Below are 13,280 nucleotides of genomic sequence, written 5' to 3' on the forward strand. Positions count from 1 at the left end.
TCATTTCACCTTTGTTTGCGTGCATTCGGCGTGGCACAGCGACAGGCCGAGGGTCGCGCGTCGGCGCAGCCAAGGGCCCGGCCGGTAACGCGGATCGCCGGTCAATTCGCTCATGCGTTCCAGGATGGTCAGCAAGCGTTTGCTGCCGACACTGTCGCCCCAGGCCAACGGACCCTGCGGGTAACCCAGCCCCCGGCGCACGCCCTCCTCCAGGTCTTCGACGCTGGCGATGCGCTGCTGGACGATATCGCCGGCCAGGTTGACGATCATCGCCAGCACGCGCTGGGCGACGAAGCCGACGCTGTCGTTGATCATGCTGACCCCGACGCCGTCGCGCGCCAACAAGGCATGCGCGGCATCGCGCATGTCGACGCGGGTGGCCGGGGTCGGCATCAGCGTGCGGTAGCGCGCGCTGTCGAGCAGCGGGTCGATGCAGACCGTGCGAGTCGGGTCGGTGGCAAAGCGTACCGCAGCGCTGGTGGCATCCAGGCCATAGGGCGCCAGCAGGCAGAGTGCTGCGCTGGACGGCGTGGCGCCCTGCTCTACCTGCGCGCCCAGTTGCTCCAGCAACGCCATCAGGCTGACACGATCAGCCGCGTTCTCGGTCCCCAGCCACACCGGCGGTAGCGTCTCCACGACCGGCACTGCCTGCGCCGGGGGCGCATCGACCATTTGACCGTTGGCGTAGCGGTAAAAGCCACGCCCGACCTTGCGCCCGACGAACCCGGCCTCAAGCATTTGCCGGGTCAGCGCTGCCGGACGATAACGAGGCTCCTGGTAAAACTGGTTGTAGATCGACTCGATCACCGGGTGCGAGACATCCAGGGCTGTCAGGTCGAACAGCTCCAGCGGCCCCATGCGAAACCCCAGGCCTTCGCGCAGGATGCGGTCGATTTCGGCGGGCTCGGCCACGCCTTCCTTGAGTATTTGCAGGGCCTCGGTGCTGTAGGCACGCCCCGCATGGTTGATGATGAAACCTGGCGTGTCCTTGGCCCGAATACCCCGGTGGCCCATGCGCGCCGCCAACGCCTGCAGGCGATCACCGACTAGCGGATCACTGGCCAGGCCGTCGATGACTTCGACGACTTTCATCAGGGGCACCGGGTTGAAGAAATGGAACCCCGCGACACGTTCAGGGCGCCGGCATTCCCGGGCGATGCTGGTCACGGACAGCGACGAGGTATTGGTGGCCAGAATGCAATCGTCAGCGACGACCGCTTCAAGCTGGGCGAGCAACGCCTGCTTGGCATCGAGGCGCTCAATAATGGCTTCGACGACCAGCTCGACCTCCTTGAGTTCGGTCAGCGCGGTCGCTACCTGCAGGCGATCGAGTGTGGCCTGTGCGTCTGCGCCGAGGATCTTGCCCTTGCTCGCCAGCTTGTCCAGCGTCTGTTCAAGGTTATCGCGAGCGGCCTGGGCGGCGCCTTCGCGGTTATCGAACAACAGGACCTGGATACCGGCCTGGGCTGCAATCTGGGCAATGCCGGTGCCCATGATGCCAGCCCCCACCACCGCCATACGGTTGATCTCGCGTGTCATGCTTCACTCTCCCGAGAAGGTGGCTTGGCGTTTTTCCAGGAAGGCAGTAGCGCCCTCCTTCTGGTCCCTGGAATCGAACAGCAACTGAAACGCCTTGCGCTCCAACGCCAGGGCGCTGTCCAGGGGCAAGTCGGCGCCGAGCAGCAGCACCTCTTTGATCTGCGCCACCAGCCAGCCGGCGGCAAGGCGGCTATTTCAGCGGCCAGCTCAAGGGCGCGCGGCACTGTGCGCTCGTCACTCACCACCTCGCTGACCATGCCCATGGCCAGCGCTTCGGGGGCCGCGACCAGGCAGCCCGTGAGTGCGATACGCATCGCCTGGAATTTGCCGACGGCGCGAATCAGCCGTTGGGTGCCACCGGCGCCCGGCATCAGGCCAAGCTTGACCTCCGGCTGGCCGAAGCGTGCCGACTGCCCTGCAACGATGATGTCGCAGTGCATCGCCAGTTCACAGCCGCCGCCCAAGGCAAAACCGTTCACCGCGGCGATCACCGGTTTAGGGCAACGAGAGATGGCCTCCCACAAGTACTCCGTGTGGCGGCGATACATCTCGATCGGGCTGGCCTCGGCGAACTCGCGGATGTCGGCACCGGCGACAAAGCACTGCTCACCACCGGTGAGAACGATCGCACGCACCCGTTCATTGCAGGCCAGGGCGCGAAAGATTTCAGCCAACTGTTCGCGCACTGCGCTGTTGAGCGCGTTCTTGACCTCGGGCCGCTGGATCCGTACGACAGCGACGGCGTCATCGCGAATGTGCAGAGCCACTACAGCGTTGGGCTGGGAGTCCATACTTACCTCTTATTTTTGTTTCGCTAGACGAAACTGAATACCGTAATTACATCCAATCATAGAGACGCTGATAAATCGCTGTAAACAGGCAAACTGATAAATCTTGTTTAATCCTTTAAATACAGTGCTTTACAAGCGATCCATAAATGGGTTGGTTTTTTTTGAAGCAGCGAATACAATTTCGTCAGGCGAAACTGTATTTTATTTTCTTGCATTTCTCGAAAGCGAGGTTCTACCATGGGTCGCAACAAGGCAGATCACCAGGCCGTGGACCAGACGAAAGGAACGGATGAAATCGGCTTGCTGAAGATGGGGATGCTCGATCCCGCCAGCGCGCTGAGCGATGACGAAAGCACTGGCCAGTTCGTGACGGCGTTGGCCCGCGGGCTTGAGTTGATGCGGTGTTTCACGCCGCGGGACAACGTGCTCGGCAATCAGGACCTGGCGCGGATGACCGGGCTGCCCAAACCGACCGTGACGCGGCTGACCAATACGCTGATGCGCCTGGGCTGCCTCAAGCGTGAAGTGCATTCAGGCAAGTATCAGCTGGACGTTGGCGTATTGGGTTTCGGTTACGCCATGTTGTCGAACCTGGCGATTCGCACGGTGGCGCATCCCCTGATGGAGGAATTGGCCAATCACGCCCAGGCGGCCGTCGCCATGGCCGCCCGCGATCGACTGCAGATGGTGTACCTGGATGTGGTCCAGGGTCAGGGCAACATGACCATGCGCCGGCAGATCGGCAGCTACTTGCCGCTGGCACAGAGCTCGGTGGGCCGGGCGTGCCTGGCGGCGATGCCGGAAACCGAGCGGGAATTTCTGCTCGACCACATTCGCCAGCGTGAAACGGAGCAATGGCCAGCCATCCGCAAGGGCCTGGACAGAGCCTTCAGGGATTACGCCGACTACGGCTTCTGCCTGTCGGTGGGTGAGTGGCACCGCGACGTCAACTCCGTTGCAGTGCCGTTGCTGCACCCGCAGTACGGGTTGCTGACCTTCAACTGCGGTGGACCGAGCTTTCAGCTACCCCGTGAGCAGCTCGTGGACGATATCGGGCCTCGCCTGATCAACATGGTCAATAACATTGGCGCCGCTGCTCGCTGACGCAACGGAGTAACGGCGCCCTAAACAACCGGCTCGCTCGCGAGCCTTGGGAGCGCACATGATCCGTGATACCGAAACCCTGCAGATACTGCTGGATTCCCTTCGTCAGTTCGTCAGCGAAGTGCTGATTCCCCGCGAGAACGAGGTGGCCGAGACCGACAACATCCCGGCCGACATCGTCGTGCAATTGCAAGAGATGGGGCTGTTCGGCCTGACCCTGCCGGAAGAGTTCGGCGGCATGGGCGTGACCATGGAAGAAGAGGTCAACATCGCCTTCGAACTGGGCCGCACCTCCCCGGCCTTTCGTTCTTACATTGGCACCAACAACGGCATCGGCTCTATCGGCATTCTGCTCGATGGCAGCCCGGAGCAGAAAGCCAGGTACCTGCCAAAGCTGGCCAGTGGCGAGCTGCTCAGTGCCTTCTGCCTGACCGAACCCGATTCGGGGTCTGATGCGGCCTCGCTCAAAACCACGGCCGTGCGTGACGGCGACAGCTATATCCTCAACGGCACCAAGCGCTTCATCACCAATGCGCCCCACGCCAACATCTTCACCGTGATGGCGCGCACCAATCCGGCCATCAAGGGTTCCGGCGGCATCAGTGCGTTCATCGTCGAGCGTGATACGGCCGGTATCTCCCTGGGTAAAACCGATCACAAGATGGGCCACAAAGGCGCTCACACCTGCGACGTGATCTTTGAAAATGCCCGCGTTCCCGCCAGCCAACTGATCGGTGGCGTTGAAGGCGTGGGTTTTAAAACCGCCATGAAAGTCCTGGATAAAGGTCGCCTGCATATTGCCGCCCTGAGCGTCGGCGCCGCCGAGCGCATGCTGGCCGATTCGCTGCAATATGCGATTGAGCGCAAGCAATTCGGCAAGCCGATTGCCGAGTTCCAACTGATCCAGGCGATGCTTGCCGACAGCAAGGCGGAAATCTATGCAGCCCGCTGCATGGTCCTCGATGCCGCGCGCAAGCGTGACGACGGACGTAACGTCAGCACGGAAGCCTCCTGCGCCAAGATGTTCGCCACTGAAATGTGCGGACGGGTCGCCGACCGCTGCGTACAGATTCATGGTGGCGCCGGCTATGTCAGCGAATACGCCATCGAACGCTTCTATCGCGATGTTCGCCTGTTCCGCATTTATGAAGGCACCACCCAGATCCAACAGCTGGTCATTGCCCGCAACATGATCCGCGACGCGCAAGGCTAAGGCCACGGGCTTTCAATTTCCGGCTCAAATCCCCTTCCCATAAATACAATAGGGTTACGCTATGGACGCTGCTGCTCAGGCGAGTGCGACGACGCACGCCAAAACCAGTACCTGGGTACTGGTCTTCATCTTCTGCTTTCTTGGATTGTTGATCGACGGTGCCGATCTGATGCTGCTGTCCTACAGCCTCAGTAGCCTGAAGGCCGAGTTCGGCCTGAGCAACGTCGAGGCCGGCAGCCTGGGTAGTTTTACCCTGGCCGGGATGGCCATCGGTGGCATCTACGGCGGCTGGGCCTGCGATCGTTTCGGCCGGGTGAAAACCGTGGTCTGGAGTATCGTCCTGTTTTCCGTCGGCACCGCTGTCCTGGGCCTGACGCACAGCTATTGGCAATTCGCGATCACCCGGTTCGTGGCCTCGCTGGGGATCGGCGCACTGTACGTGGCCTGCAACACATTGATGTCCGAATACGTGCCCACCCGCTACCGCACCACCGTCCTCGGCACCCTGCAGGCAGGCTGGTCGGTGGGGTATATCGTGGCGACCCTGCTGGCGGGCTGGATACTGCCAGTGCATGGCTGGCGCTGGCTGTTCTACATCGCCATTATCCCGGTGATCCTGGCCGTGGTGATGCAACGATTCGTGCCGGAGCCACAAACCTGGATCAACGCCCAGGCCGAGCGCGCCCGGAAAAAAATCAGCGGCGCCCAACAGTCAATCCCCGCAAAGCGCGAGAGCATGTACAAGCTGATCTTCAGTGATCCGCAGGCCAGCCGGATGTTTATCTTCTGGGCCCTGACTGCCGGCTTTCTGCAGTTCGGTTACTACGGTGTGAACAACTGGATGCCGACGTACCTGGAAAGCGAACTGGGCATGAACCTCAAGTCCATGACCGGCTACATGGTCGGCACCTACACCGCGATGATCCTCGGCAAAATCCTGGCGGGCCTGGCGGCTGACCGTATCGGGCGGCGTACCGTGTTCGCCTTTGGCGCCCTGGGGACCGCGATATTCCTGCCGGTGATCGTGCTGTTCCAAAGCCAGGACAACATCCTGTGGATGCTGGTGGTGTTCGGCTTCTTGTACGGCATTCCTTATGGTGTGAACGCCACGTACATGACCGAAAGCTTCGAGGCCAAATTCCGCGGGTCCGCCGTAGGCGGTGCCTACAATATCGGGCGTCTGGGCGCGGCGATTGCGCCGGCCGCTATCGGCTTCCTCGCCTCGCATGGCTCGATCGGCGTGGGCTTCCTCGTCATGGGCGCGGCCTACTTCATCTGCGGCGTGATTCCCGCGCTGTTTATCAAGGACAAGCAATTCGATCCGCAAAAACAATAGCAGCGGCAATCAGCAGCAGCCTGGCGGGACCTTGGGATCCTGCCGACTGCTGTTGATGCGACGGATCGACTTGCTTGATCGTCTTACTACGCGGTGCGTGTACGGGTTCCGGACTGGACAGGTATCGCTGTTGCGGCGCTGGCTATTTCCCAGGCATCACGGGGTTCGTCCAGGTCGCGGTTGAGGGTTTCCGGGGTCTTGAACGTGGTGTACAGGGTGATCAGCGTGAGCAGCGTCAGGTAGCAGGCAATCGGCAGCCAGGCGTTGACACCGGCGCTGGCGTCGCCATCGTGGCTCGCCACGACCAGGGCGATGATGCCGGCACCGATCATCGGCGCAATGCCGCCCGCGATCACCGCCGACACTTCCCGGGCGATCGATACACCCATGTAGCGGTGACGCGAGCCGAACAGCTCGGGCATCAGCGCCGCCTGGGTGCCGAACATGCCCCAGGTACCGATACCCAGCGCGATGGAGATGGCAACGACGCTCGCCACCACGTTGCCCAGGCTGAGTACCCACCACACCGGGAAGGCCAGGGCCAGTTGCAGCAGCGCAAAGGCCCGGTAGACCACCACACGACCAAACCGGTCGCTGAGCTTGCCGGCAATCGGCACGGTCATCGCGCCGAGGCTGGCTGCGCAGATCAGTGTCAGCACGCCCACCGGTCCTTGCAGACCCACCACGCCAACGATGTAGCTCACAGCCAGGGCCTGGTAAATCGATGAACCACCGTTTTCCCCCAGGCGCAGCCCGATGCCGATCAGCAAGGTGGGCCTGGAGTGTTTCATCGCACTGTGCAGCGGGTTGACGCAGACGCGCTTGAGCGCCTTGAGGCGGATGAAGGTCGGCGATTCCTTGAGTGACATACGCATGTACAGGCCCAGTGCGACGATCACCACGCTGCTGAAGAACGGCACACGCCACAGCCCGCTCTCGATCACGTTGTCATTGCCGCTGACCACCAGGAAATACACCAGCGCCGCGAGAATGGTGCCCAACTGGATGCCGAGGAACGGCAAGGCGGCGTAGAAACCGCGCCGGCCCTCGGGCGCGTACTCGGTCATCATCACCGCCGCACCGGCCTGTTCGGCACCGGCGCCCAGCCCCTGGAGCAGTCGCAAAATCACCAGCAGTACCGGGGCCAGGTAGCCGACCTGATGGAAGGTTGGCAGCGCACCGATCAGGGTGCTGGAAATGCCCATCAACAGCACCGTCGACGCCAGCACGAACTTGCGCCCGACGCGGTCACCGATCATGCCGAACAGTACGCCGCCCAGCGGCCGTATCGCAAAGCCCAGGAAGTAGGTGCCGAAACTGGCGATCAGGCTCATGGCGCGGGTCTGTTCAGGAAAGAACAGCGGCCCGAAGATCAGTGCCGAGGCCAGGGTGTAAAGCGCGAAGTCGTAGTATTCCAGGGCGCTGCCCAGGGAGCAGGCCCAGGCTGCACGGTGCAAGTCTTTCTTGCGCTCGCGCTCGTCGGGGATCGCAGCGATGTCGGATGGAGAATGATCGTGAGTCATCGTGGTGCCTCCAGGTGCCTTTACGGCATCTTGTTATTGACGGGTCGTTGGGTGGCTTACAATTTCAACCGCTGTATTTCCTGGAGCATGGCCTGCTCCATGATGTCGATAGGCGCCTCCTTGCCGGTGTACAACTCAATTTGCCGACACGCCTGGTGCACCAACATCCGTGTGCCGGCCACGGTGCTGCAACCCAGCGCCTTGGCTTGCCGCAGCAGAGCGGTCTGCACCGGCATGAACGCCACATCCATGACAACCAGGTGGCTGGCCAGGCGGCCGTCCAGCGGGTTGCTGTCCGGCTGCTTGAAGCCCACGGAGGTCGCGTTGATGACGATATCGAAGGGCGTGGCCGTGAACGCTTCGACGCTGCCGCCCCACCGGGCACCCAGGTCCTCGGCCAGGGCGGCACCGCGTTCGAGGCTGCGGTTGACATCGTTGACTTCGGCCGCCGCTTGCAGGCAGCCGTAGACCACCGCGCGAGCAGCGCCGCCGGCACCGATCACGGCGATGCGCTTGCCGTGCAGTTCGGTGACTTCCTGCAGGGCGCGTATCGCGCCCAGGTAGTCGGTGTTGTAGCCGGTCAGTACGCCGTCGACGTTGTTGATGGTGTTGACCGCGCCAATCACCCGGGCCGATTCGTCGATCGTATCCAGATGCGGCATCACCGCCGTCTTGTAGGGCATGGAGACGTTCATGCCGCGCACGCCCAGCGCGCGAATGGCCGCCACGGCGGCACCCGGATCTTCGACGCCAAAACAGACAAAGGTATAGTCCAGGCCCAGGGCCGCGTAGGCCGCGTTGTGGATCTTTGCCGAGAGCGAAAACGGCGCACCCATGATGGAGCCGCAGAGAGTTGGCAGGGATTGAGGCATGTAGGAGTCCTTGGCGTGGGAGTCAGACGACGCTGGTCAAGCCACCATCGACGAAAAGGGTCTGGCCGTTGACGAAGTCGGACGCTGACGAGGCAAGGAACACTGCCGCGCCGCACAGTTCCTCGACCGTGCCCCAGCGCCCGGCGGGGGTGCGTTGCACCAGCCAGTCGGAGAACGCCGGGTCGTCGACCAGCGCCTGGTTCAGCTCGGTCTGGAAATAGCCCGGCGCCAGGGCATTGATCTGCAGGCCATGGCCGGCCCAGTCGGCACACATGCCACGGGTCAGCATGCGCACCGCGCCCTTGCTGGCGGCATAGGGCGCGATAGAGCGGCGGGCCAGCTCGCTTTGCACCGAGCGATGTTGATGATCTTGCCGCGCCGGCGAGCGATCATGTGTCGGGCCACCGCCCTGGACACATTGAATACGCCATCGAGGTTGGTGCTCATCAGCCGGTGCCAGTCTTCGGCACTGACGTCCTCTAGCACCTGACGATGCTGCAACCCGGCGTTGTTGATCAGAATGTCGATGGGGCCCAGGCGGTTTTCCAAAGCATCGACGGCCATCGCGACGCCTTGGTGGTCGGTCACGTCGAACACCGAATATTCGGCGTCCAGGCCTTCATCGCGTAACAGCGCGCAGGCACCCCGGGCGCGTTCGGCATCGCGGCCATTGAGCACCACCTGGGCGCCCGCTTGTGCCAGCCCGCGAGCCAGGGTCAGGCCAATGCCGCGCACGGAGCCGGTGATCAGCGCCCGACGCCGGTTCAGGCGAAAGCTATCGATCATGTGTGTGTCTCCCTGTCCTGGATTGATGAATGGGGCAATGACGCCACTTTCAACCGCTATCGCCCTGGCGTGCCAATCGTTTATGGTGATGCCGTGATCACCGTTGGTGATCACCAGGCAGGCTGCAACGCATCGGGAGGATCAGTGGAACTCAAACATCTGCGGGCTTTTGCAGCCCTGGCCGAAGAGCTGCACTTTGGGCGTGCGGCGGCGCGCCTGCACATTGTCCAGCCGGCCTTGAGTGCGCAAATACGTGCCCTGGAGGAAGATGTCGGGGCGCAGTTGTTCGAGCGTGACCGGCATGGGGTCGAGTTGACCGAGGAAGGGGCGCTGTTTCTGCCCGAAGCCCTGGCGACCCTGCGCCAGGCCGGGCGCGCCCGCGAGGTGTTGCAGCAGGCCGCGGCCGGAGAGGTCGGGGTGTTGCGCCTGGCCTTTGTCTCTTCAACCTTGTCGCACTTGTTGCCGGTGCTCGTGCGTACGTTGGAGGAGCGCTACCCGCGTATCGAACTGGACCTCAAGGACATGCCTTCGCTGCCGCAGGCCCGGGCCTTGCTGGACAACGCCCTGGATTTTGGCCTGGTACGCCTGCCGTTGAATGTGGCTGGCGTGCACACGCGCATGCTCTTCGAGGAGTCGCTGGTGGTGGCGCTGCCGCAAGACCACCCGCTGTGCACCCAGCGTCGTATCAAGCCTCAGGATCTGGCCGGATGCCCGATGCTGGTGCTGGCGCGCAAGTTCGCGCCCGGCTTGTATGACCAGATGCTGGCGGGTTTTCACCGACGCAAGGTCACCCTGACGATCGCCCGGGAGATGGGCGAGTTCACCACCCAGTTGGCCTTGGTGGCCGCCGGCCTGGGCCTCGGCATCTTGCCCAGCGGTGCCGCATCGGCGCTGCCCATCGGGGTCGTGACCCGCCCCCTGACACTGGCCATGAGCGGCGCCGGCATCGGCGTGGCCTGGACCGGCCTGGAAAACCCACGCAAGCGAGCGCTGATGCAGGTGCTCGATGAACTCTATCCATAAACTGTAAAGCCTGGACAACAACCTCTAGCTGTTGAGCTGGAGCTCAGCATCAAGATGGAGGGCCTGCAGGAAAGCACTGTCGTGAGAGACGACGATCAAGGCCCCTTGATACTGATCAAGCATCTGCTCCAGCGCGATTCGACTGGGCAGATCCAAATGGTTATCCGGCTCGTCCAGCAACAGCAATTGCGGGGGTCGCTGTGCATACAGCTGCGCCGCCAGGGCTATTTTCAGGCGTTCGCCGCCACTCAACTGACAGGTCTCGAGCATCGCACGATCCGCATCGATCCCCATCTGCGCCAGCCGGGTTCTGCCTCGGCTTCGGGCAACTCCGGATTACTCTCATGGAGCCACTGCACCGCCGTACGTTCGGGATACTGCAATCCGGCGTGTTGATCCAGCCAGCCGACGTGGCAACTGCAGATGAGTTCGCCTCCGCGCACCGGCAGTTGGCCAGCGATTACTCGCAACAGGGTCGACTTGCCGCTGCCGTTGGCGCCCAGGATCACCATGCGCCTAGGCCCCGTCAGCGTCAGATTGATCGGCGCCGTATGACCGAACGGCAGCACGACATCGTTGAGCTGCAATATCAGCTTGCCATTGGGCACTACGCTTTCCGGAGACAGCATCATGCGTTGAATCTCCGGTGCGCACCGCGCCCGGGCCTCGGCGATCCGCTGTTGCTGCTGCTCCCGGGCCACCTGTTGATTGAGGCGCAATTTTCCCTGGCTGTTTTCACTGCGCTCTTTCTGGGCATTGGTGATCAGTTTGGTTTGATTGCCATCGCGGGCCTGACGGTCGCCGCGGGCATTGCGCCGTTGCTGGCGCTCCATCTGCACGAGCATCTCACGTTGCTCACGCTTGGCCTGCATCCGCTCACCTTGCAATGCCGACTGGAATGCCTGCTGTTCTTGCTCGCGCGCCGCCGCATACTGACTGTAGTTGCCGCCATAGGCCGCCAGCCCCAATGGCGAAAGCTCGACAATTTCGCTCACGTGCTCCAGAAGTCCGCGGTCGTGGCTGATCAACACCAGGCCGTTGGGCCAGCGATCGATCTGCTGCGCCAGCTTGTGTTGCTGATCAATATCCAGGTGGTTGCTGGGCTCATCCAGAATGAGCCAGTCGGCCCTGGATAACCACGCCCCCATTAGCGCCACCCGTTGCCGTTCGCCACCACTGAGTGCGTCGGTGCGCGAGTCGGCGTTCAAATGACCCAGGCCGATCTGCTGCAGTTGCACCTCAAGGCGCATGGCGCAATCCCATTGGTCGACCGCCAGCAAATGGTCGTCATCGTCGACGCTGCCTTGGGCTATGCGCTCCAGTGCCGCCAGAATAGGCTCGACCCCGGTCAGCGCGGCAACGCTGGGATAGCGCTCGGGTTCCAGTAACTGCGCCACGGCATAAACCTGCCCTTCGCGGCGGACGATGCCGTTGGTGGGCAGTTGCTCCCCCGTCAGGAGCTGGCCAAGCAAGGACTTGCCACAGCCATTGGCGCCCACGATTCCCGTGGCCCTGGTACTGAAGGTGTGGTTCAAGCGATCGAACAGCATGCGCCCGTCGGGCAGCGTGAACGACACTTGATCAAGTTGAAGTAGCCGTTGAGTCATGACGCTTCCTTATCAATCGGCCTGATAGGCCTGAACCACTCCCTGATGGAACACTAACTATAAGAACGACCGGCAAGCCTGGGTCAAGCTCGGCAAACTGCCGAGCTCAATGATAAACCGAACTTGCGGCCTGGCCCCTTCTACAAACGGTGCCCCGGCAATCAGAATAGCGCCAGGGTATAGCTGACGACCAGACGATTCAGGTCTTGGGCGGGAGCCAGCTGCGAGCGCAGTGTGCTGTGTCGCCAGCCCAGGGCCACTCCGCTGAACGGGCCGCTCTGGATGACGTAGTCCAGCGCCAGGTCGCGCTCCCATTCCTGCTGGTCGACGTGGGTGGCGCTCTTGATGTGATCGCCCTTGAAATAGCTCACTGAACCACGCAGGCCGGGCACGCCCAGCGGCGCGAAGTCATAGGCATACTGACCGATCCAGGTGCGTTCGCCGGCGCGGTTGAAGCTGGCGAGCAGGCGATCGGTAAACAGATAGAGGCTCGCGCCCTGGGCGCCTTTGCCGGGTAGCGTGCCCTGGTTGAGCTGGACAAAGTTGCTGCCATCGGAAACCTGCTGGTAGCCCCCCGTCAGCGCATGGCCACCCACGGAGTAGGTGAACATCGCGCTCCAGGTTCGGTTATCGATTTCGCCGGAATTGTCCGGGGTATAGCCCCCGACGCGGTAACCGTCGGCGCGGCCGCGGGCTGAGCCGTTGGCGCCGCTGGAACCGGTATCGAAGTAACGCAGGTCGGTCTTGATCGACTGGCCTTCGCCCAGCGCGAGCGTATGCTGCAAGCCGAAAAACTGCTGGGTGTAATAGTCCTCGAGGTTGGCCACATAATATTGTGCGGTCAGGTTTTTACTGAGTTTGTAGTCGGCCCCGGCGAACAGGAATTCATCGCTTTCCCGGGTGCCGCCACCCACCGCCAGGCCGGTACGGTCGCTGGACGCCCGTGACGTGGCCTGGTCCAGGCGGCCCGCAGTGACGGTCAGGTTATCGATGTCCTGGCTGGTGAGTTGTGCCCCCTCGAACGTCTGCGGCAGCAGGCGACGTCGTTCGCCTGCAGGATCGGCAGTTTGGGCGTCAGTGTGCCCAGCCGCGCCTCGGTCTTGCCCAGGCGCGATTTGCCGGTCACGCCCAGACGGCTCCATGCAGCGGCGGCGCCATCGCCGTCGCTTGGAATCATCGAGCTGCCGCGATGATCACCCGCGCCGCTGTCCAGGGTTACGCCCTGCAGCACCATGGCATCCACGCCGAAACCCAGGCTCCCGGCCGTAAAGCCCGAGGTGTAATTGAGCATGAACCCCTGGCCCCACTCCTCGGTTTTGCTCTGTCCGGCAGGGCCCGGCTGATCGCGGTAGTCATGGTTGAGGTACATGTTGCGCAAGGCCAGGGTGGCATGGCTGTCCTTGATGAAGTCGGCATGGGCGAGCGGGCCGACGGAACAGGTGAAGACGCCCAGTGCCAGGCGTGTCAGGGTTGAAGTCTGATTCAT

At 62.5% G+C, this 13,280-nt stretch carries 7 protein-coding genes and 4 pseudogenes; 4 read left to right on the forward strand and 7 right to left on the reverse strand.

Annotated elements, in window-relative coordinates; genetic code table 11:
- Both BZ163_RS13930 and BZ163_RS13935 read right to left on the reverse strand, forming a co-directional pair.
- Positions 1-1,539, reverse strand: a complete 1,539-nt coding sequence (locus tag BZ163_RS13930; RefSeq protein WP_128871395.1) for a 3-hydroxyacyl-CoA dehydrogenase — start codon at positions 1,537-1,539, stop codon at positions 1-3.
- A 3-nt stretch (positions 1,540-1,542) separates the two neighbouring features.
- Positions 1,543-2,330: pseudogene (locus tag BZ163_RS13935) on the reverse strand (enoyl-CoA hydratase).
- 237 nt (positions 2,331-2,567) lie between these two features.
- Between BZ163_RS13935 and BZ163_RS13940 the strand changes: the two are divergent.
- The 3 genes from BZ163_RS13940 (at position 2,568) to BZ163_RS13950 (ending at position 5,983) form a co-directional block, all read left to right on the forward strand.
- Positions 2,568-3,434 carry an IclR family transcriptional regulator gene (locus BZ163_RS13940; protein WP_128871396.1) on the forward strand — a complete coding sequence of 289 codons (867 nt, stop codon included), beginning with the start codon at positions 2,568-2,570 and terminating at the stop codon, positions 3,432-3,434.
- 58 nt (positions 3,435-3,492) lie between these two features.
- Positions 3,493-4,647, forward strand: coding sequence for an acyl-CoA dehydrogenase family protein (locus BZ163_RS13945; protein WP_128871397.1), 1,155 nt, complete (start codon positions 3,493-3,495; stop codon positions 4,645-4,647).
- Positions 4,648-4,708: 61 nt separating this feature from the next.
- Positions 4,709-5,983 (forward strand): MFS transporter, encoded by a 1,275-nt coding sequence (locus BZ163_RS13950; RefSeq protein WP_128871398.1) that lies wholly within the window; start codon positions 4,709-4,711, stop codon positions 5,981-5,983.
- Between the two features lie 86 nt (positions 5,984-6,069).
- Here BZ163_RS13950 and BZ163_RS13955 read toward each other — a convergent pair whose 3' ends face one another.
- The 3 genes and pseudogenes from BZ163_RS13955 to BZ163_RS13965 all read right to left on the reverse strand — a co-directional run bounded on the left by BZ163_RS13955 (position 6,070) and on the right by BZ163_RS13965 (position 9,164).
- Complete coding sequence (locus BZ163_RS13955) at positions 6,070-7,506, reverse strand: MFS transporter (RefSeq protein ID WP_128871399.1); 1,437 nt, start codon at positions 7,504-7,506, stop codon at positions 6,070-6,072.
- Between the two features lie 56 nt (positions 7,507-7,562).
- On the reverse strand, positions 7,563-8,378 hold the full coding sequence (gene aroE, locus BZ163_RS13960) for a shikimate dehydrogenase (protein ID WP_128871400.1): 816 nt from the start codon (positions 8,376-8,378) through the stop codon (positions 7,563-7,565).
- Between the two features lie 22 nt (positions 8,379-8,400).
- Positions 8,401-9,164: pseudogene (locus BZ163_RS13965) on the reverse strand (SDR family oxidoreductase).
- Positions 9,165-9,308: 144 nt separating this feature from the next.
- Here BZ163_RS13965 and BZ163_RS13970 point away from each other — a divergent pair.
- Positions 9,309-10,187: a LysR substrate-binding domain-containing protein gene (locus BZ163_RS13970; protein ID WP_128871401.1), complete on the forward strand. Its 879-nt coding sequence runs from the start codon at positions 9,309-9,311 to the stop codon at positions 10,185-10,187.
- A 24-nt stretch (positions 10,188-10,211) separates the two neighbouring features.
- On the opposite strand, the pseudogene BZ163_RS13975 reads toward BZ163_RS13970, so the two are convergent.
- Both BZ163_RS13975 and BZ163_RS13980 read right to left on the reverse strand, forming a co-directional pair.
- Positions 10,212-11,794, reverse strand: a pseudogene (locus BZ163_RS13975) (ATP-binding cassette domain-containing protein).
- Between the two features lie 161 nt (positions 11,795-11,955).
- A pseudogene (locus BZ163_RS13980) lies at positions 11,956-13,280 on the reverse strand (OprD family porin).

Origin of the sequence: Pseudomonas sp. VI4.1 (assembly GCF_002029345.1) — a bacterium.
GTDB lineage: Bacteria > Pseudomonadota > Gammaproteobacteria > Pseudomonadales > Pseudomonadaceae > Aquipseudomonas.